The following is a 19,863-nucleotide window of genomic DNA, read 5'->3' on the forward strand; positions in this document are numbered from 1 at the left end:
CTTTAACGGCAAGCGTATGAAAGCGTGGATTGACACTATTACACCTTATTCAAAATGTTAAAACAGTGATTTATTTTGCTGTTTGCACTGAATACGGTAAATTAGCTTTGTCCATAGTTAGCTTTTTAGTTTAGCTTAATTATAAGTTGTTCTAAGCTAACAAAAAACATAAAAGCAGTGAAAGACTGTTTAAGATCAAATAATGCAAGGTGTTAGCTGTGTTAAAGAAATTATTTTATTTAATTATGATACTTGCAGGACTTCATTATGCATGGCAGCAACCCGAGTTTAGAGAGCCAGTACAAGGTTGGCTTGACGGTTTAGTGGATGACACGTTAGAAACCGCAAAAGACAGAACACAAAAGTTGAAAGACTTTTCATATCAAGATATCAAAAAAACCATTGGCAACGAGTGGCCAAATTTCAGTCGCGCCGAGTCTAACTTTGTCAATGACCTAGTCCAATCAAAAACGGGCTTAATGGCTTTTTATCAAGACTATTGTCAAGGCAACAAAGGTCACGGTATTCTGAGTACAGAAAATACCAAAACGGTTTGTGGCCGTATTGACCAAGCTAAAAGCATATTTGCTTTCTAAATTTAGGCTCTTTGCATGAGTGATATGTTTGACGATTTACCTTTTGAGGGCGACGCATCGGCGCCTTTGCCTGAAAAACTCTTTAAAAAAACGCCCAAACTCATCGCTTACACGATGAAAATGGCACAAGAAGATGAGTTTCAATTAGCTGAATTTGATAATCGTATTGCTCAATATATTGCGCTTGGCAAACCTAAAGATCACGAACTCGATATTGAAGCTGAGCTAGCTCAAGAAGAGGCCAATCGAGTCCGCTTAGATATTGAAGTAGAAGCCATTCGCAAACGTGCAATTGAGAAAAAACGCAGACAAGAGCAAATCGATTCGGTTTACCACAGTATTGATTTAATGCTAGAAAAACAGCTCGATAAGGTCATTACCAAACCGCTCAAATACCTTGCTGACGGCAAAGATCTCTCTTATTTAAAACCCATTTTTGCTGATTTAGCTTCCTCTACACTTTCTACCAACCAACTTATTGCACAAGTCACACCGTGCGAATGGTTGGTTAATGACTATATTCGATTAGCCAATAGTGCGTCGGTCCGCAATGCGATGGGCTTGAATATCAATGGTGAGTGTAAAGACGTTAAAGCAGCACTCAATATATTCGGCACAAAAGGCGTGAGCCTGCTACTACCGCACTTAATTATTGAGCACAGCTATAAACTTTACGCAGGAATGATGAAGTCAGTTTGGGGGCGATTATTACAATTCCAAAAAATGACAGCATTCGCGGCGTATAAGTTAGCTAAATCGAAAGGCGAAGACGCGGTAAGTGCTTATTTATATGCTGCGATGGCTATTTTACCCGAATTTGTTTTTACCCATTTATATACGGCGCAAGCCAAAATTGTAAAAGCTTCAGCGCAAGAAAAAGCCATGCAGCTTAGAGATGATCTCAGGTTGTCTTTAGTCACGGATTATCAGCCAACACCTCATGCTTTGGCCAAGCTCTTTAACTTTTCACCTAGCTTGCTGCCACATGTCAGCGCCACCTTAGACACACCTAATCTAGATTTGGTTGATGTGGTACAAAATACGGGTGAACAACCTATTCAAGCGAGTATTTACATGCAAGCTCGCGGCTTTTGTATATATAAAACACTCGCTTCGGCTCAAATTTTAGAGCCTGGTCAGGCAAAAGAAATCTTGCATGCTTATCAAATGGACAAAAATAGCTTGAATACCTTACAGGCGATCAACTTTACGAAAGAGAACGTATATCACTTGTTGTCTGAATAAAATCACGTTATAAATCAGACCTATTTCGTCAAAGGTAGATCAAGTTGAGTCGATTAAACGCTATAAAACGCATGCCACTGGGATTAAAACGCTTCCCCGTTCTAGTTGTTGGTTTGACGTTATGGCTAATTACTTTATTTAGCATTCCCAATACTTTCGACGTAATTTCAGACTACTTTTCTTTTCTATTCCTCGGTGTGCTCGGCGCTATTTTTGCCAACTCGACGGGTGCGGGCGGGGGAGTCGTATTTATTCCCATGTTTAATCAACTGGGCTTTACCGAGCTGCAGGCTGTTGCAACTAGCTTTACTATTCAATGTTTTGGTATGACTGCCGGTGCGCTAACTTGGTGCGCTTTTTATCGCCGAGAAAAAGCCTATGATGAACATTGGCAAGCTTTTAAACCCATTGTTCTTGTGACGCTATTACCGACCATACTTGGCTTGTGGAGTGTTTATGGCTTTGATCTCGCCTCACCGTCGTCTCTGCACCACGTTTTCAGTATTTTCTCCATTGTATTGGGTGTGGGCATCTTATTTTCGGTTTATAAGATCAAGCATGATAAAGCGCCTGACTTATTGAAGTGGTATGACGTCGTAGCGCTAATTTTAATTGGCTATTTTGGTGGAATTATCACTGCTTGGTTGTCTGTCGGTGTCGGTGAAGTTATGGCTATTTATCTGATTTTACGACGCTTTGATGTAACAATGGCCGTTGCCTCTGCAGTTGTGGTGTCTGCCATTATCGTATGGACATCAACACCACAACATTGGCTGTTTGAACCCAATGTATATTGGCATGTGGTGTTATTTGCTGGCCCCGGCGCTGTGCTAGGGGGGCTATTGGCTCGTCATTTAGTCGCGCGGTTATCTGCGCGTCGCCTGAAGGTATTTTTTGCGCTTTGGGTACTGATTGTGGGGATTGCGACCTTATAAGTCGTCATCGGCCAATTCACTCAGTAAGTTAAGTGGTGCTGCGATGGCATTAACGTGTCCTGCATTGGCAAGCTCTTCTATTTCTCCTGCCAGTTGTGCCACTGTTGGCATACCAAACGAGGCAGCACTGCCTTTAATACGATGAGCGTGTTTACTCATTGCTGTCATGTCATTTTGTGCTAATGCCATTTGCATCGCATCTATATCTGCTGTTAATTGTTGGCTGTATTTATCCGCATATTCGCCAATATCAATTTGAATATCAGGCTGCTGATCAATATCCATTGCTAAATGTTTAGATAAAACCTGACTCAGCTCATTTTGCTTTAACGGCTTGGCTAAATGATCACTAAAGCCAGCTGCTAAGTATTCTGCTATTTCGTGACTCATCACATTCGCGGTTAAGGCGATAATGGGCGTATCAAGCCCCGTTGCTCTGAGTAATTGAGTTGCACTGATGCCATCCATTTTGGGCATTTGTACATCCATAAAAATCATATCGAAATGTTCAGCTAAGGCTTGTTCTACGGCTTGTTCACCGTCGTCAGCAGTTTCTACAGACAAGCCGTGTAATTCAAATACTTCCTTAAATAAAGCTTGATTATCTTGGTGATCTTCAACTAAAAGCACCTTGGCATTGACGTTGAACTCTTCTGCCGTTGGGTGTTGCATTTGCTCTTGCTGTTCAAGCCAAATGGCTTGGTTCAATTGTTCGTCATTTAGCGCTGGCGCTTGGCAGTAAAAAGTAAAGCAACTTCCTAAATCAACTAAGCTTTGAACCTTAATATCACCTTGCATCATTTTGGAAAGTTGTTTAGAGATACTTAAACCCAAACCTGTACCACCGTATTGTCTGGTGGTACTTAAATCAGCCTGTTCAAAAGGTTTAAAAAGTCTCTCAATTTGGCTTTCTGTCATTCCAATGCCCGTGTCCTGCACGGCTAGTGATAAGGTACTTGCTTGGTATTTGACTGATAGTTTAATTTTCCCCTGGTTGGTAAATTTGATGGCATTACTTAGCAAATTAAGCACGACTTGTTTTAGTCTGACGTCATCTACTAGAATTTTGGCTGGTAATGGAAAGTCTAAATCGAGTTCAAAGCTGACGTCTGGGTTTTGTATTTGAGGTTCGATTAAATTCAGGATGTCATGTAAAAGTTTGCAAGTACTCACTTCTGTATTGTGTACCTCTAATTGGTTGGCTTCCATCTTAGAAAAGTCGAGTACATCATTAATAATGTCTTTAACAAACTCTGCATTGGTAATGATTTTGTCCGCAGCGTTTTGCAAGGTATCTTGGTCAACGTCTTTTTCTAGCAATCTTTCTGCATAACCCATGACTGAGGTTAACGGCGTTCTAATTTCATGGCTGATATTCGCGAGAAAACGCCCTTTTGCTTGACTGGCTTGATTAGCACTATCGAGTGAATTCTCGATTTCTTGAGTCGCGATGTTGAGTAAATTAGTCAGCTTTTTCAGTACTCTGACATGTTTTTCGGCATAGTAATCGCTGGAGCTGGGCAATAAGCTTTTTTGCTGAAAAGCCATGGTTGGCTTTTCAATCACGTTGTGGTTTTGGTTTTGGTTTTTCTCCGTCATGCCGACACACGTAAATGCTAGGTTCAGCATGTCTTTATTTTGGTTGTGATTAAAAAATTCACCTGCGGTGAAAAAGCCAACTGTAGGGGCAATTTTCTCTAAATCTGCTGATTCTATACTGGTACCTTCTTGTAAAAAGAAACGCCGACAACCACAGCTGTAAACAAAAAAGCTTTCAATTTTTTGATGACTGTATTGATCAAACCTCTGCAAACTCGATTGTTTAATCCAGTCAACATTACCAAACCCCAACTGTACCGTATCACCTGTTTTTACGTCACTGATAAAAGACAAACCGCCGTTTTCATTTGTAGAAACGGGGACACGGGCAAGTGTGGTATTGCCTTTTTCAATTAACAGCGGAAACTCAAGTGCTTCAGCAAAAAAGCTGTCTTCAAAATCTTTAATGCCAAGGTAATTTTTGTAGATGTCGATGGCCGGTTTGTGATCGACCTCTTCAATGCATTGTCCTTGAGTTTTGGTGATTGTCATTTTGCGACCAACGGGTTGCCAGTCTAAGTGGGCATGGGGAAAGATACTGAGTTGTTCGCCTTCGAACATGACTACTGCTATAGCTTGGTCGTGATAACCTTTTTCATCAAATAAGAAGCTTTCAAGCATCGCGCCATTATCGCCAGCGCCGCCGCCAAATAATACCGAGTCTGTTTTAGCTGCCAGTATCATTCGCATGGCTTGATCGCTATTTACTGTTAGCGGCGTGGTCAATAACAAGACACCGGCTAATTTATCGGGTGTATTGTTGAGGATTGAATGTAACTGTTGCTCGCAACTTTGATTGGATTCAGTTTGCTGGATCAGGTGAAAGTGTAGGCAGGTGTGTTCAAAAATAGTGATGCTGATGATACTGGTGAGTGATTGCGCTTGGCCTTGAAATATTTCACCAGCTGTAGTCATGCCAATGATATGAGCATCGGGGAAAAAGCCCCTAAGTAACCGGGTAATTTGCAAATTGTGATGACTTTGTATCACGCCAGAAAATACTTGAATTAAGCAAGTATATCCATGTACTTGTGACAAAATGTCGAGTTCTTCTAATTGCTGAGTAAAGTGTGAATTAGATTGATATTGAAAAGTCCAAGTGTGCATTAAGTAAAAACCGACCTGTAAACAACGGGTTAACCAAGTAAGGTTAGTGAAAGTCTATAAGAACTATAGTTGTTAGTGGTAAATACTCAAGCGAGCAGGCAGGTTAAGGTTTTAAAAATTAAGCGCGATTAGTTTTGCATGAAGGTCGTAACGGGTACATCAAAGTATTGTGCAAATCCTTTGATTTGCTCAACAGTCATACGGCGCTTTTGGTTCAAAATTTCTGAAATGATGCTTTGAGTAGCAATATCAGCTAAGTCTTTTTGTTTAACCTTGTGTTCCTTCATTAGTGCCTTTAGCGCAAGGTGAGGTTCTCTTGGTAAATTGACTGACTCATAGTCTTCAACTTGACCCAAAATGGCTGTACTTAATTGCAATAATGCAGGAGCTTGAGAAGAGGCATTATCTAAGGCTTCGATCATTTCGGCGCGATCGACAAGGTCGGATTCGTCTTGGATTTTGGTAGCGCAGGCAGCAAAAAGCTTTCCTGATTCTTCCTGGTAACGACTAATAAGTTCTGATAAGTCTTGTATGAAGCGATCCATCGTCTCAATGTTGGTTAAAAACTGCTAATACCCCTATTTTGCCTAAGTTTTTATCTGATTCAAGTCTTAAGTGGCTAATTGAGATGATTTTTGAACATTTTTGTGACTTTTTTGTCATGTTTTTTTACAAATTTCATTTTAAATGAGTGGTTTTATTGTTTTTAGTGTTTTGACCTTGAATAGCACGTAAGTCGTTGCCATATCTAAATAAAGCCTTTGACGATAAGAAAAGACCATGACAAACCCACTATTATCAGATTTTCATTTACCACCGTTTTCAGCTATCAAACCTGAACATATTCAACCCGCCGTCGAGCACGCTATTGCCGATTGCAAAAAGGTGATTGAACAAGTTACGCAAATAGATGAGCCTACCTGGGCTAATTTTGTAATGCCGCTTGATGAGGTTGATGAAAAACTGAGTCGATTATTTTCACCTGTTTCTCATATGCATTCAGTTGTGAACAGTGATGAATTAAGAGCCGCTTATGAAGCGTGTTTACCTCTGTTGTCTGAGTACGGTACGTTTGTTGGTCAACATCAAGGCTTGTATAAAGGGTATCGCAAAATTTCTGAAGCTGTGTCATTTACCGAGTTAAGTACTGCACAGCAAAAATCGATTACCAATGCATTAAGAGACTTTAAGCTTTCTGGTATTGCTCTTCCTGAAGAGAAGCAGCAAAGATACGCTGAAATACAAGTGCGTTTATCAGAGCTAAGTAGCCAATTTGGTAATAATGTACTGGATGCTACTCAAGGTTGGAGCAAGCTGATTACAGATGAAGCTGATTTAGCGGGTTTACCTGAAATGGCAATTGCTGCCGCTAAACAAACGGCTGAACAAAAAGAAAAGCAAGGCTGGCTCTTTACGCTGGAGTTTCCTAGTTATCTACCCGTAATGACTTATTCTGATAACCGAGAGTTAAGAGAAGAAGTTTATAACGCGTTTTGTACCCGTGCATCTGATCAAGGTCCAAATGCTGGTACTTGGGATAATAGTGAGATTATTAACGAGACATTAGCACTGCGCCACGAACTGGCACAGCTACTGGATTTTGATACCTTCGCTGATAAGTCATTGGCCACTAAAATGGCAGAGAACCCATCTCAAGTTATTGCCTTTTTAGATGATTTAGCTGCTAAGAGTAAACCTCAAGCTGAACAAGAATTAGCGGAGCTAACCGAATTTGCTAAAAATGAGCACGGTGTCAGTGAGCTAAAAGCTTGGGACATGAGCTACTATGCAGAAAAACTTAAGCAGGCTAAATATCAAATATCTGATGAAGAACTGCGCCCTTATTTCCCAGAAGATAAAGTGTTAACTGGCTTATTTACAACAGTTGAAAAATTATTTGGTATCAAGGTTGTTGAACAACGAGGTATTGATACCTGGCACCAAGATGTGAAGTTTTTCAATATAGAAGATAAAGCTGGTCAGCATCGCGGTAGCTTTTATCTAGACCTCTACGCCAGAGAAAATAAACGCGGTGGTGCGTGGATGGACGATTGTAAAGGCCGCCGTTTAACTCAAGCGGGTCAAATTCAAGACCCTGTTGCTTATCTAACCTGTAATTTCTCAAAACCAGTAGGTGGTAAACCTGCTTTATTCACGCATGACGAAGTGGTGACTTTATTCCATGAGTTTGGTCACGGTATTCACCATATGCTGACGCAAATCGATGTTTCTGCAGTATCGGGGATCAGTGGTGTCGCTTGGGATGCGGTTGAGTTACCAAGTCAGTTCTTAGAGAACTGGTGTTACCAAGAAGAAGCATTGGCGTTTATTTCTGGCCATTTTGAAACGGGCGAGCCATTGCCAAAAGCCATATTAGATAAAATGCTAGCAGCGAAAAACTTCCAATCAGCGATGATGATGGTGCGTCAATTGGAGTTTTCATTATTTGATTTTCGAATGCACTTAGAGTATCAGCAAGGTGCTGACGCAAGTTATGTGCAAACGATCCTAGATCAAGTCCGTGCGCAAACAGCAGTTGTTATTCCGCCAAGCTTTAATCGCTTCCAACACGGCTTTAGTCATATCTTTGCCGGTGGTTATGCCGCTGGTTATTACAGTTATAAATGGGCTGAAGTTTTATCCGCCGATGCATTCTCGCGCTTTGAAGAAGAAGGTATTTTCAATGCAGAAACGGGTCAGTCTTTCTTAAATAATATTTTAGAAATGGGCGGCAGTAAGGAACCTATGGACTTATTTAAAGCGTTCCGTGGTCGTGAGCCTAAAGTGGATGCGTTACTGGTTCACTCTGGTATTCATGCGAATTGAACTCATAACCGCTGAGTATTGATAGTAAAAAAGCCTGCATTTGCAGGCTTTTTTATAGTGATTGTGTCGCTTAAAAGTAAAACGCGACATCCAGTTGGATGAAATCATCTTTGCGAACGTTGTAGCTTATTTCTTCTGGGTCGTCACTGGTAAAGAACCACGCATCTAAGCTAATGACGGTCGATTCACCAACACGGGTACTACCTTCAATAAACAGGCTTTGCGTGTCGCTGTAGTCCAAATCTTGGCTAAAGCCCATTAACACTTCTGTTGATTCGGCATCATTTAACACCCAACGCGTACCTAAAATTAGGTCGTTTTGATTAGCAGTGACACCTGCATCATCTCTATCATCATAGCTGTATTCAGCAACGAGGCCTAAGTCCATATCGCTGTCAAATAGGCCAACAAGTGTGTATTCAAAGCCACCAATTGCCGCAGTGTAATCAGTAATTAGATCACCTGTGCGATTAATCGCTTCTAGTTTCCAAAGCCAGTCACCAGAAACCATTTGTGCATCTAAGCCAGCTTGTTGAATTTGAGGATAAAAGGCTTGTAGGGCTAGGCCGTCTTTGGTCACCGTTGGTAAGAACTCTGCTTGGCGGGAAGTACCGTCGAACAATGATAATCCGACATCCCAATCACCTAGAGTGTGAGACCAACGAAGTGCAAAATCTATGTGATTTTCTTCGTCATCATCCTCGTACTTCGCTTCATCGAGTATAGGTAAAGGCGCTCTTAGTCTTCCTTCTGCGCCTGCAAAATCAGCTTCGCGAAAGTAAGGTAAAACAAAGGCTTCTAACACACCCCAATCTCGAATTAAGCTCAGTTGTACCATAGGCTGGCCAAGCTTTTCTTCGCCATCAAAGGCCGCTAATTGATCAGTCTGGTTGATGATATCAACCAAGTGAAGCGTTTCGGTTACCCCCCAAAAAACTTTACCAACACCGGCTCTTACTTCCCAATCGTCTCCTACATGTAAATACATGGCTTCGCGGATATCGATAAGGTGCCTTTCACTGTCTTCACTATCGGCACGAAAGTAGGGTTTGAAGATAAAGTTATTGCCGTTTCCACCGAGATCCCAATAAAACTCAAATTCGCCTCTTATGGCGCCTTGTGTATCGGTTTGCTCGGATTGAGCGGGGTCTTGAGTAAAGTAGCGAGCTTCAATGCCAATTTGGCTGTGCAGCTCGACTGCTTGGCTGGTGAAGCTTGTGCTCGCTAAACTCGCCAAAGCGAGTGTGATCAGATTGAATTTTTTCATAATATGCATAAAAAGAAGGGGCAAGTAACTTGCCCCTGTGCGCGTTATCGAATGCGTTTTAAAGTGTTTTTATCAAAGTCTTTATCGGTTAAGCCTGTATTAAAACGGATATTATCGGTTAATAACACTGTGCTTTTACCCGTTTGGTGGTTGACCATAGATAGCTTATGAGCACGCCAGTATTTGTCTAAATAAAGTTTATATTCACTTGATTCTAGCGTCTTTAATAAGTCTTTTTTCTTATCATAGTACTCAGCTTTGAACATGCGATATTCTTTGTGATCAATCCAAACGATGGTTTTGCTGTAGCCAGAGAACTTATCTTTTGGATTAGACTCAACAACATAACAAGTGAGCTCAGGTTGCACTGGACACGCTTCATCGCGAAGGAATTTATAGTCATATTTTTCGACTTCAAACGAGCTCATATCTTCATAAGCAAATTCACTGCCCATAAATGGACCTGATTTATTGCGTGAAGAAATGCGTTTAACGCGTTTAAGCGCAGGTAAATACAACCATTGGTCATCTGGCTCTAGCGTATGAGAGAAAGATAAAAAGGCAGTGCCTTTTACATCTCTTGGCTTATCAAAAATAGTTAAACCTTTATCGCCGTCATTGGTTATTTCTAACGCACGGCTACGCATTTCACGAACACTTTCGTTACCTTGGGCGTTGCGCAAGATCATTTTCATGTCTTGTTCGCTGTTATTCCAGCCTCTGTCGGTTGCTTTACGCGTTTTTGCAATTTCTAAGCCTTTTTCTTCAGGCGTTTGTGCCTGTGCAAACGGGGCTAACGCAGCAGTGAGTAAACCTGCGGTTAGATAAGTAGAAATTCGTTTAGTTTTGAACTTGAATAGCGGCATGCGCAGACTCCTTGACTGGATATTGCTTTTTATCCGTTAAAATTAAAAATGCGGGTAAGAATAGAAAATCAACAATAAGGGCTAGGACGATAATCACAGCGGTTAATAAGCCCATATTGCCATTCAAAGCGAATGCTGATTGTGCCAACACCATAAAGCCCGTAGCTAATACGAGTGTCGTGATCCACAATGCGCGTCCAACACGACTAAAGGCGTAGCGAACAGCATCTTCCGCCGTTTTTCCTGCTTCTCTTGCTAGTTTATATTTAGCTAAAAAGTGCACGGTATCATCAACAACAATACCTAAGCTCATACTGGTTACAACCGATAAACCTAAGTTGATATTACCTGAATAAAGTGCCCAGAAACCAAAACCAAGGCCTGCAGGTAGTAAGTTAGGCAATAAGCTGATTGTGCCGAGTTTTAATGAGCGCAATGCGACGATTAATAACCCTGAAATCAAAATTGTCGCTACCGTTGTGCCAATCAACATGCTCGACATGTTGCGATCACCTATGTGACCAAACATCAGAGCAGGGCTTGCGCCTCGGACTGTTAATTCGGGTGCATTATCTTTAAACCAGCCCAGTACTTTTTGTTCCATTGCTAGGATTTCGTCAGAGCCAACGTTATCCATAGCGAGTGTTAAACGGACGGCTGATTTATCGATATTCAGCTGGTTATTTAAATCTAAACCGTAAGGTAAAGACATTTCATACATCAGTAAGTATTGAGCCGCTAACTCATTGTCTTCTGGTAGGCGATAGTAAGCTTGATCATCACCATGCATACTCTTGTTTAAGCGCTTAAATGTATCTGATAGGGTGAACACGTGATCAATTCTATCTTGCTCGCGTAACCACAAAGAGAAGTCATCGAGTTGTTTGATAAATTTAGGCTTATTGATACCGTTTTCTTCACCTGAGCTGATTTCAATATCAATAGTTGAAACGCCCATTAAGTGTTGATCCATAAAGTCTGAATCTTGACGGAAAGTAATACTTTCATCGAAGTACTCAATAGGTACATCGTTGACTTTATTCTGTGGCACTAATGCAATCACGGCGACAATTAGTAAGGTCGAACCAATTAAAATCGGTGTGCGTTTTTCGATAACAACTTCAGCAAAACGCTCCATGAAATTAGAATTGTCAGTTTGCTTGATTGCTCTTGCAGGTAATAGTTTTAGCAATGCTGGTAATAGTGTGATGGCTAGTACAAATGCCAGCATTACACCCCAAGCAACCATGTTACCTAAGTCTCTTAACGGTGGAACATCAGAGAAGTTGAACGTTAAGAAACCAATTGCCGTGGTTGCACTTGTGATAAATACAGGCGTGATGTTGGTATTAACAGCCTCTGTGATGGCTGCATTTTTACTTAAGCCTTTGCGTAAGTAGTAATGCATCGACGCAATAATGTGCACACAGTCAGCTACGGCGAGTGTCATGACCATTACTGGTACGTTAACTGTTGGTGTTGAAATGTAGAAACCGGCTAAGCCTGCACCTCCTAAAGTGGCCACAATCGATGTGATAATGACGATAATCGTGGCAAACATGCCAGTGAATGAGCGCAACATAAGCAATAGCATGATAAATATGGCTAAGAACATGCCAGGGATTAAGGTTTGGGCATCGCTTTGCGCTTCTTCGATAAAGCCGTTGTTCATCATGACGATACCGGCTAAATGGAAGTCTGTATCTGGATACTCTGCCTTATATTTATCAACCATGTCTCGAACGTGCTTTACTACGTCCAGTACTTCTTGGTTTTTATCTTTTTCTGGTAGTTGTACCGTGATGTTGATCATCGCAACATGGCCTTGAGGCGCAATAAGGCGATTAACCAGCATAGGTTCGTTGAGTACAACGGATTTGGCGTATTCGAGTTTTGCAGGTGATAAATCGGCTGGATCTAATAAGATATCTTCAACCAGTAAGTCGTCTTCTTCTGCAGATGTGTGTTGGTAATTCGTTATTGAATCAACGCGGGTAGAGTATGGTGTTTGCCATGAATCTTCTGTGATTTTAAAAATCAGTTCGAACGTTTCATTAGTAAAAACATTTTCATTTTTTGGTGCAATCACAATCGACACATTGTCGTTTTTATTGAAGGTTTTTTGCATTTCCTCAAAACCTTGCAATTGTGGGTTATTGTCACCAAAAAAGACTTTGTAATCACCTCTGAATGTGAGGTAAGACGTTCCGTAGCCAAGCCCTGCTACAATCAATATACAACATAAAATAGTGATTATTGGGCGGCTGAGCACTGCGTTGATAAAGCTCAGTTTCATCACTGTTCTCCCAGTTAAGTTTAAAGTTTAGTATTTTTTGTAAGTTCTGTAGTCTTTTTATACATAAATGACGTTTCGTCATTTGTTGGTTAAATTTTTTATCTTTCTTCTAATAGCTTGAGGTAATCAGCAAAGAATAATTCGAGCTTTTTCCAGGTATCGTGATAATCAAATTCACTTGATAATGGCTGCCACTGCATGCCATCTAGTAGAAAATTAACGTTGCGCAACAGCGCGTATTTTTGTTCTAGTCGAGAAACGCCTTCGACAGCTTTTGCATTTATCAATAATGCGTTGGTGCCAAAGCCGGTTGCCCAACTGGCAAAAACTAAGTCGTGCATGGCAACGCCAGTCGAGAGTTTTAAACTGCCATCGGCTAAGCCTTGTTGAAAGGCATGGTCACACATTGCCGTGACTTCTAATTCTTTTTTCTTGATGATGGCATTGCGCTCAGGAGAGGTTTTTTCCATCACCGCAGGGGTTCTAGCGCTTAATACACATAGGAATAGCGTGGGTTCTAGCTGACAATACAATTGATATGTAAAGTGGACGGCGAGCACGTGCTCTCTTGAATTGCCGTCGAAATCTTCAAGCTTTTTGAACATTTCAATTAATAAGCTCAAAGAATGAGTGCTTAGTGCTGAGATCAAATCTTCTTTACTAGAGAAGTGGTTGTAGATGGTGCCTTTGGAATAAGGGGAGGCATTGACGAGTTTATCCATCGTCAAACCTGCGAAGCCATCCTTGGTTACAATATCATGGGCAATATCAATGAGCTCCGCTTCGCGCTCAGCCACCTTCTCTTGTTTGTGTTTTGAATTCATACACAAACTCAGTGGACATTCTCGGTGCGGATTAAATTTTAAAAGTTGCTTAAACCATTGACCCATAATTGACCAAACCTAAAATTATACAAAACGTCAAATTTGACGTATCGTCATTTTAGTTAAGTTTTGTAAATTAACAAGCTTAATTTTTAACTAAATTCACTTGGCTTAATGACATTGTGTCTATACTGAAGGTTACATTTAAAACCACGCAAAAAGAATGTTATGTCATTAGCTGTTTTATATAGCCGCGCTAGAATCGGCATTGAAGCACCACAAGTTAGAGTGGAAGTGCATTTATCACCAGGGCAGCCCGGTTTTAACTTGGTTGGTTTACCTGAAGCCTCTGTGAAAGAGTCTCGTGACAGAGTACGCAGTGCCATTATCAACAGCGGCTTTATATTTCCCGATGATAAGATTACCGTTAATTTATCGCCTGCTGATTTGCCCAAAGAAGGCGGGCGATTTGATTTACCCATTGCCTTGGGTATTTTAGCGGCTTCAGCTCAGCTTCCGCTGCCTGCTCTCGACGATTATGAATTTGCGGGGGAGCTTGCTTTAACGGGAGAACTGATGCCTATTGTTGGGGAAATACCACTAGCGATGGCCGCGGCAAAACACAATCGGCAAGTTATATTACCCGTTAAAAATGCCCAAACGGCCGCCAAAATAAAACAAGCAAAGGTATTTGCTGCACAGCAATTAAAAGATGTATTTTTTCATCTAACCGGTCAGCAGCTTTTATTGCCCTTTGAAGCTGATTGCAGCGAATATCAGGCTGTATTCCAACAAGATATGCAGGATATTATCGGCCAACCCTTTGCTAAAAGAGCTCTGGCTATTTGTGCCGCCGGTAATCACCACTTACTTATGTTAGGGCCTCCCGGAACAGGTAAGACAATGCTTGCATCTAGGCTCGCCACTATTATGCCACCGATGTCCGATGAACAAGCGCTAACAACTATGGCTATTCATTCGGTTGTTGGGTTGGCGGCAGAGCAAGATAATTGGCGACAAAGGCCCTTTAGAGCACCACATCATACATGCTCTGCGGTCGCATTAGTTGGAGGAAGTTCAAATCCACGACCAGGCGAAATCTCATTGGCTCACAACGGCGTTTTATTTTTAGATGAGCTACCCGAATATGACCGAAAAGTGTTGGATGTGTTAAGAGAGCCTTTGGAGTCAGGGTCTGTGGTGATTTCTCGCGCGGCAAGACAGGCTGAATTTCCAGCTAAGTTTTTATTGGTTGCCGCACTGAATCCAAGTCCTTGTGGCCATTATAATGATGAGAAAATGCGTTCAACACCTGAGCAAATGCTACGTTACTTAAGCAAAATATCTGGCCCCTTTCTAGATAGAGTTGATGTACAAATTGAAGTGAGTCGACTCCCAAAAAGGGCATTATCTTCGCAATCTCAAGACCGTGGGTTATCGAGCGCAGAAATTCGTCAGCAAGTAATTAACGCTGTTGCTGTGCAACACAGTAGGCAAGGCAAGCTTAACAGTGAGTTATCAAATAGAGAGCTCAATCAATATTGCCAACTCACCCCAGCGGATGGACGATTTTTAGAAAATGCGATGGAGCAGCTGGGTTTATCAACACGTGCTTATCACAGAGTGATTAAGGTAGCGCGCACCATTGCAGACTTACAACAGCAAAACCAAATTGCACGGCAGCATTTAACTGAAGCTTTGGGATATCGAGCTATGGATAGATTATTACTGTCATTAAAAACCCATTAAATGCCCTCAGTTACACTTTGATACAGCATCTTAAATCCACATCACCCAAAATACACTTAAAGCTGCAAGGTACTGGTCATAAAAATGACAATACTGACCGCAAAAATGAGCATTTGTTGTGTTCCAGTACTATACTTGGTGGTTACTATTTGATGTAAACGATTCGATAAAATCGAATTGTATGATCGATTTAATGCCATGGACGTAGCAGCTAAAACGGTCAGAATAGGGTTATTTCAACGAGTAATGATGGGAGCAAGGAATGATGTCTCAAATCAAATTTTTATTAGCAAGCTTGTGCTTGTTATTCACCAGTCATGTGGCTTTGGCCAATCAAGCGCCACCTATTGAAGTGGTCGAAACGACGGTAGAGCAATTTATCGAAGTGATCACCAACGAGTCTTTATCTGCCGAAGATAAAAAACAAGTTTTTCACAACATACTTGATCAAAGAATGGACCTTAAAGCATCCTCTCAACGCGTGCTTGGACGTCATTGGCAACACGCAAGTAAAGAAGATAAAAGCAAGTTTACTGATTTATTCCAGCAAGTTTTGGTGAAAACCTACTTTGGTTTATTAAATCAATATACAGATGAAAAAGTGAGTTTTGAAAACCAGAAAATTAACAAAAAACGTTACGCTGAAGTGAATACCAAAATAGTTATCAAGGGTAATGATGTACCTGTTAAGTACCGTTTAATCAAACGAAAAGACAACTGGCGCGTTTACGACGTTCAAGCTGAAGGTATCTCTATGGTCAATACCTTCAAACAAGATTACAAATCAATATTGCGCAACCAAGGTTTAGCTCAGCTCAATGCCGCGTTAGAAAAAAAGCTCGCTAAGCCAAACCCAGAGGTGATGGCCAGTAATTAATTTTGCTTCTCCAAAGCGAATATCGGGCTATTGAGTAGTTAGCCCATTTTTTCTTGAGCCTGCAAGGTGTGATATAGGTACTGTGCTGCAGGCCCAAGTAATTCGGTATCTTTACAGGCTAAAACCAAATCTCCTTTGCTCTCGTTTTTGTCCCTAATATTGAGTACTTTTAATCGCCCTGCTGCAATTTCATCTTCGGCCAAATGCATAGGGATATTGGCATAACCCAATCCTTTTTTTAGTAAGCGCAAAGACGTTAGGATGTTATCAACCGTCCACCTCTGCTCTGCGCCTAACCAACCCGCATTTATTTCTCTGTTGGATGCAGAATCTCGAACAACTATCTGCCTGTAGCGTTTTAGGTCCTGGTAACTGACCGATTCTAAATCAAATAATGGATGGTTCGGTGCAGCAACGCAGAGAAACTCAACCGTGCAAAGCCGAGTCGTTTCAATATCTTCATCAATATGAGTTGCAATGGCGATTGCGACTTCATCTTTTTTTAGCATTTCATTACTGCCGCCTAATACCGTTTCAAACAACTCAATACTGGTTTGCGGGTAGCGCTCCGATAATTGCGTTAAAGCATGGTGAAGCTTGTTATCTGGGTAGGCCATATCAACGGCAATCCTTATTTCTGCTTCTACCCCTTGCCCTAGGCTTGCCGCGACATCTTCTATTTTCTCGGCATCAGCGATTAACATTTCAGCTCTTCTGAGCAGTAGTTTTCCTTGTTCGGTGAGCACCGCTTTTCGCCCTTGAACCTCAAGTAGTCTGACACCTAAAGTATCTTGCAGCTTGTGCACTGCGGTATTAATACTCGATTGGCTTTTATAAATTGCTTCGCTGGCATGAGCAAAACCACCGTGGTCGATCACCGCTTTGAGCATGCGCCACTGTTCTAATGTTGTTCTCATTTTTCTGATTTTATGGCTGTTTTGGTTAATTATAGCCTCAACAGTACTAATTAAACGAAGATATAAAGTAATAAGTCTATGGCTTTTGTGGTTTAAACCAAAGCGGATTGCGTTTTGAATCTTGCTTGGGCATGGTTGGGGGATGTGCCCTGAATTAGGATAAAAAATGGAAATTAGGCAAATAGACTTAACCCAGACAAATGATGCCCAAGCTTTACTGACTTTACTTTCTGCTTATGCTTGTGACCCTAAAGGAGGTGGCGAGGATTTAAGTCTTGATGTCAAAACTAGGCTCATTGATGAGCTAAAGCAGCAAGACATCTATGTAGGGTTTATAGTCTGGCAAGGTGAGGAGCCTATCGCATTGGCCAACTGCTTCAGAGGTTTTTCCAGCTTTTATGCTAAACCTTTGCTCAATATTCACGATTTTGCTGTTATGCCAGGTTACAGGGGGCAGGGTATTGGACAAAAGTTAATGGCACATATCAATGAATATGCCGCTGAACAAGGGTTCTGCAAAGTAACACTGGAGGTACTTTCTAATAATACAGCTGCTAAGGTGGTTTATAGCAAAGCGGGCTTTGCACAATACAAGCTAGGAGATGATGTGGCAGAGTTTTGGCAAAAGCCCTTGTAAAGGCTTAACAAAACATTGGGCATCTGATCCAGCTTTGATACACTGAGCCCAATAAAATAGATTGAGTATTCCCTATGACTTTTCCTGATGATGAAAACGGTGAGATCTTAGCAGAGATGGCCGAAGCAGGTATCGACTTTGAACAAACCTATCAAGTCGATTTTTTTGCTGCATTCGAATTTGAAGATCGCGCTAATGCCGCCATTGATACCGTAAAAAAACTAACAATTGACGGCTTAAAATTTAGCGAAGTCAGTGTTGGTAAACCAGAAGAAGGCGGTGGGTTTGAATTAGTCGCATCATTGTCAATTAAGCTCGAGCACGCCGTTATTACAGCAATTGATGAAGCGTTCACTGAATGTGTAGAGAGTGTGCGTGGTTATTCAGATGGCTGGGGCGTATCGTTCGAATAAAGTTAACTATCTAAAAAATATTAATTATTTTTTGAACTTATTAAAAAGAGGGCAGTCGGAATACATGTGATTGGAATGTATTTTTGTTAAAAATCTCCCTTAGCTAGAGATAGCGAGCCCACTTGATTAAGTGGGCTTTTTTTTGCCCGTTATTCAGAAAATTCAAAAAAATAAAAATAATTTGAACTAATTGTTATTACGAGCGTCTGAATATATGTAATTGGAATGTATTTTTGTTTAAAACCCCTGAGCCAATTTATAGCGAGCCCGTTTCCCGACGGGCTTTTTTTTGTCTGGAATTTACCCCGTAATATTGTAACGTCCCGGTTTGTGATTAAGTGCGATATGGACATTAAGGACAATTGCGCCTACTACAGAAAGCACTAATAAATAAGGGCTGACCAAGAAAAATGAGGCAACAAGTATCATTACATCAGCAGCCATCTGGAACTTTCCTGCGCGAATACCAAATTTATCTTGTAGGAATAATGCTAATACACCTAAGCCGCCTGCACTTGATTGATGCCTGAATAGCATGATCAGGCTAATCCCCATCATAGAGCCACCCATTAGTGCGGCAAAGATAGGGTCAATATTTTCTAGGCTAACCAGAAAATGAAGCTGATCCACGACAATTGAAATTAATACGACACAAATAACGCTGTTAATTGTGAAGCGTTTACTCATTCTGAACCAAGCAAGAATGTAAAAAGGTAAATTAAGTAGAGCGAATGCTTGGCCAAAAGATAAATTGGTGAGTTGATCAATAATCAGGGCAATACCCGCGGCTCCACCGGTTAATAAGCCAACTTCTTTGAAAAACATAACGCCTAAAGCCATAAGGAAACTGGCACAAACACAGGCAAGAAAGTCTTCAATAATAGGGTGTCTTATCATTTTTTGTTCAGAGACAGTCGCTGACATACTTCACTCCTCGTTAATGGGGCGCAAAATTATACTGATTGAATGAAGTGGTGCCAGTTTTAGTGGAAATTTATCTTTACTGTTGAGAATCGATCTGTATGTAAATGGTGTAAATTTATTTTTACACCATGATTTACCTGAAGTGTTATCTCGATTTTTTGGTGGCTTGTCTCAATCTTTAGAACTTATCTAATTTAATTTAATCGGACTAGTTCAATGTTTAAATGGAATAGATACAACCTATGGGCAAGCTAATTAAGCAAAATTTATCTTTTATTGTACTGATTACATCAATGTTGATCTTCAGAAGTGCTATCGCCGATTGGAGTGATGTACCTACAGGTTCAATGCAACCAACAATTAAAGAAGGCGATCGAATTTGGGTCAATAAAATGGCTTATGATTTACGTGTACCTTTTACTCATATCTCATTAATACAAACAGGTCAGCCAAAGCGAGGTGACATTGTTATTTTTGATTCTAAAGTTTCTGATAAGCGCTTAGTTAAAAGAGTGGTTGGTTTACCTGGTGATCGCGTTGCCATGAAACAGCATCAATTGTTTATTAATGACCAGGCTATTGCGCTATCTGAAATGCAAATGGCAGATGACCATTTAGTAGTAAAAGAAAAAATGGCTGGGCATCAATATAACATTCGCTTAGAGCAAGCGAACACGTTGTCAGCTAGTTTTGCCGAAGTTGAAGTACCAGCCAACCATTATTTAGTGCTAGGTGACAACAGAGATAATAGCGCTGACTCGAGAATGATAGGCTTTGTGCCAAGA

17 protein-coding genes are annotated in these 19,863 nt (G+C 41.0%); 9 read left to right on the forward strand and 8 right to left on the reverse strand.

All coding sequences use genetic code 11. From position 1 onward, the window contains the following. Window positions 1-218 precede the first annotated feature (218 nt). Genes HR060_RS08090 through HR060_RS08100 form a run of 3 tightly spaced genes read left to right on the forward strand, consistent with a single transcriptional unit; the run spans window position 219 to window position 2,776 of the window. Window positions 219-596 (forward strand): hypothetical protein, encoded by a 378-nt coding sequence (locus tag HR060_RS08090; RefSeq protein WP_174199793.1) that lies wholly within the window; start codon window positions 219-221, stop codon window positions 594-596. Between the two features lie 15 nt (window positions 597-611). Further along, a complete protein-coding gene (locus HR060_RS08095; RefSeq protein WP_174199794.1) occupies window positions 612-1,841 on the forward strand; it encodes an HDOD domain-containing protein in 1,230 nt (409 codons plus the stop codon). Window positions 1,842-1,885: 44 nt separating this feature from the next. Beyond that, window positions 1,886-2,776: a sulfite exporter TauE/SafE family protein gene (locus HR060_RS08100; RefSeq protein ID WP_246283119.1), complete on the forward strand. Its 891-nt coding sequence runs from the start codon at window positions 1,886-1,888 to the stop codon at window positions 2,774-2,776. Here the strand turns inward: HR060_RS08100 and HR060_RS08105 are convergent. After that, entirely contained in the window at window positions 2,771-5,482 is a 2,712-nt protein-coding gene (locus HR060_RS08105) for an FIST N-terminal domain-containing protein (protein ID WP_174199795.1), read from the reverse strand. The two genes, HR060_RS08100 and HR060_RS08105, sit on opposite strands and share 6 nt — an antisense overlap. A 128-nt stretch (window positions 5,483-5,610) precedes the next feature. Continuing rightward, complete coding sequence (locus HR060_RS08110; protein ID WP_174199796.1) at window positions 5,611-6,027, reverse strand: helix-turn-helix domain-containing protein; 417 nt, start codon at window positions 6,025-6,027, stop codon at window positions 5,611-5,613. 235 nt (window positions 6,028-6,262) lie between these two features. Between HR060_RS08110 and prlC the strand changes: the two genes are divergently transcribed. Then, complete coding sequence (prlC, locus tag HR060_RS08115) at window positions 6,263-8,308, forward strand: oligopeptidase A (protein WP_174199797.1); 2,046 nt, start codon at window positions 6,263-6,265, stop codon at window positions 8,306-8,308. 70 nt (window positions 8,309-8,378) lie between these two features. Here prlC and HR060_RS08120 read toward each other — a convergent pair whose 3' ends face one another. From HR060_RS08120 to HR060_RS08135, 4 genes are all read right to left on the reverse strand, one after another. Next, a complete protein-coding gene (locus tag HR060_RS08120; protein ID WP_174199798.1) occupies window positions 8,379-9,575 on the reverse strand; it encodes a hypothetical protein in 1,197 nt (398 codons plus the stop codon). A 44-nt stretch (window positions 9,576-9,619) separates the two neighbouring features. Then, window positions 9,620-10,441 (reverse strand): outer membrane lipoprotein-sorting protein, encoded by an 822-nt coding sequence (locus tag HR060_RS08125; protein WP_174199799.1) that lies wholly within the window; start codon window positions 10,439-10,441, stop codon window positions 9,620-9,622. Next, window positions 10,416-12,737 (reverse strand): efflux RND transporter permease subunit, encoded by a 2,322-nt coding sequence (locus HR060_RS08130; protein ID WP_174199800.1) that lies wholly within the window; start codon window positions 12,735-12,737, stop codon window positions 10,416-10,418. Before HR060_RS08130 ends, HR060_RS08125 begins: the two co-directional genes overlap by 26 nt. A gap of 98 nt (window positions 12,738-12,835) precedes the next feature. Beyond that, entirely contained in the window at window positions 12,836-13,561 is a 726-nt protein-coding gene (locus HR060_RS08135) for a TetR/AcrR family transcriptional regulator (protein WP_174199801.1), read from the reverse strand. 228 nt (window positions 13,562-13,789) lie between these two features. Between HR060_RS08135 and HR060_RS08140 the strand changes: the two genes are divergently transcribed. Both HR060_RS08140 and HR060_RS08145 read left to right on the forward strand, forming a co-directional pair. Beyond that, window positions 13,790-15,310, forward strand: a complete 1,521-nt coding sequence (locus tag HR060_RS08140) for a YifB family Mg chelatase-like AAA ATPase (protein ID WP_174199802.1) — start codon at window positions 13,790-13,792, stop codon at window positions 15,308-15,310. Window positions 15,311-15,572: 262 nt separating this feature from the next. After that, entirely contained in the window at window positions 15,573-16,187 is a 615-nt protein-coding gene (locus HR060_RS08145) for an MlaC/ttg2D family ABC transporter substrate-binding protein (RefSeq protein ID WP_174199803.1), read from the forward strand. Between the two features lie 38 nt (window positions 16,188-16,225). Here the strand turns inward: HR060_RS08145 and HR060_RS08150 are convergent, their stop codons facing one another. Continuing rightward, the gene (locus tag HR060_RS08150) at window positions 16,226-17,104 is read right to left on the reverse strand and encodes a LysR family transcriptional regulator (protein ID WP_174199804.1); all 879 of its coding nucleotides are present in this window, start codon (window positions 17,102-17,104) and stop codon (window positions 16,226-16,228) included. A gap of 166 nt (window positions 17,105-17,270) precedes the next feature. Between HR060_RS08150 and HR060_RS08155 the strand changes: the two genes are divergently transcribed. Together HR060_RS08155 and HR060_RS08160 are read left to right on the forward strand one after the other, a co-directional pair. Beyond that, a complete protein-coding gene (locus HR060_RS08155; RefSeq protein WP_174199805.1) occupies window positions 17,271-17,741 on the forward strand; it encodes a GNAT family N-acetyltransferase in 471 nt (156 codons plus the stop codon). 74 nt (window positions 17,742-17,815) lie between these two features. Beyond that, the gene (locus HR060_RS08160) at window positions 17,816-18,154 is read left to right on the forward strand and encodes a ribonuclease E inhibitor RraB (protein WP_174199806.1); all 339 of its coding nucleotides are present in this window, start codon (window positions 17,816-17,818) and stop codon (window positions 18,152-18,154) included. A gap of 300 nt (window positions 18,155-18,454) precedes the next feature. On the opposite strand, the gene HR060_RS08165 is transcribed toward HR060_RS08160, so the two are convergent. After that, window positions 18,455-19,078: a YitT family protein gene (locus HR060_RS08165; protein ID WP_217434891.1), complete on the reverse strand. Its 624-nt coding sequence runs from the start codon at window positions 19,076-19,078 to the stop codon at window positions 18,455-18,457. Between the two features lie 242 nt (window positions 19,079-19,320). Between HR060_RS08165 and lepB the strand changes: the two genes are divergently transcribed. Then, window positions 19,321-19,863 (forward strand): signal peptidase I (gene lepB / locus HR060_RS08170; RefSeq protein ID WP_174199807.1); only part of this gene is annotated, 543 nt, incomplete at its 3' end.

Origin of the sequence: Marinifaba aquimaris, from assembly GCF_013328345.1 — a bacterium.
In the GTDB taxonomy this organism is placed as follows: Bacteria; Pseudomonadota; Gammaproteobacteria; order Enterobacterales; family Alteromonadaceae; genus Marinifaba; species Marinifaba aquimaris.

Excerpts from the sequence above, each read along its gene's own strand:
- HR060_RS08125 (WP_174199799.1), bottom strand. The coding sequence starts at position 10,441 with ATGCCGCTATTCAAGTTCAAAACTAAACGAATTTCTACTTATCTAACC.
- HR060_RS08110 (WP_174199796.1), bottom strand. The coding sequence starts at position 6,027 with ATGGATCGCTTCATACAAGACTTATCAGAACTTATTAGTCGTTACCAG.
- HR060_RS08130 (WP_174199800.1), bottom strand. The coding sequence starts at position 12,737 with ATGAAACTGAGCTTTATCAACGCAGTGCTCAGCCGCCCAATAATCACT.
- HR060_RS08140 (WP_174199802.1), top strand. The coding sequence starts at position 13,790 with ATGTCATTAGCTGTTTTATATAGCCGCGCTAGAATCGGCATTGAAGCA.
- HR060_RS08135 (WP_174199801.1), bottom strand. The coding sequence starts at position 13,561 with ATGAATTCAAAACACAAACAAGAGAAGGTGGCTGAGCGCGAAGCGGAG.
- HR060_RS08160 (WP_174199806.1), top strand. The coding sequence starts at position 17,816 with ATGACTTTTCCTGATGATGAAAACGGTGAGATCTTAGCAGAGATGGCC.
- HR060_RS08095 (WP_174199794.1), top strand. The coding sequence starts at position 612 with ATGAGTGATATGTTTGACGATTTACCTTTTGAGGGCGACGCATCGGCG.
- HR060_RS08155 (WP_174199805.1), top strand. The coding sequence starts at position 17,271 with ATGGAAATTAGGCAAATAGACTTAACCCAGACAAATGATGCCCAAGCT.
- HR060_RS08120 (WP_174199798.1), bottom strand. The coding sequence starts at position 9,575 with ATGAAAAAATTCAATCTGATCACACTCGCTTTGGCGAGTTTAGCGAGC.
- HR060_RS08150 (WP_174199804.1), bottom strand. The coding sequence starts at position 17,104 with ATGAGAACAACATTAGAACAGTGGCGCATGCTCAAAGCGGTGATCGAC.
- HR060_RS08145 (WP_174199803.1), top strand. The coding sequence starts at position 15,573 with ATGATGTCTCAAATCAAATTTTTATTAGCAAGCTTGTGCTTGTTATTC.
- prlC (WP_174199797.1), top strand. The coding sequence starts at position 6,263 with ATGACAAACCCACTATTATCAGATTTTCATTTACCACCGTTTTCAGCT.
- HR060_RS08105 (WP_174199795.1), bottom strand. The coding sequence starts at position 5,482 with ATGCACACTTGGACTTTTCAATATCAATCTAATTCACACTTTACTCAG.
- HR060_RS08165 (WP_217434891.1), bottom strand. The coding sequence starts at position 19,078 with ATGTCAGCGACTGTCTCTGAACAAAAAATGATAAGACACCCTATTATT.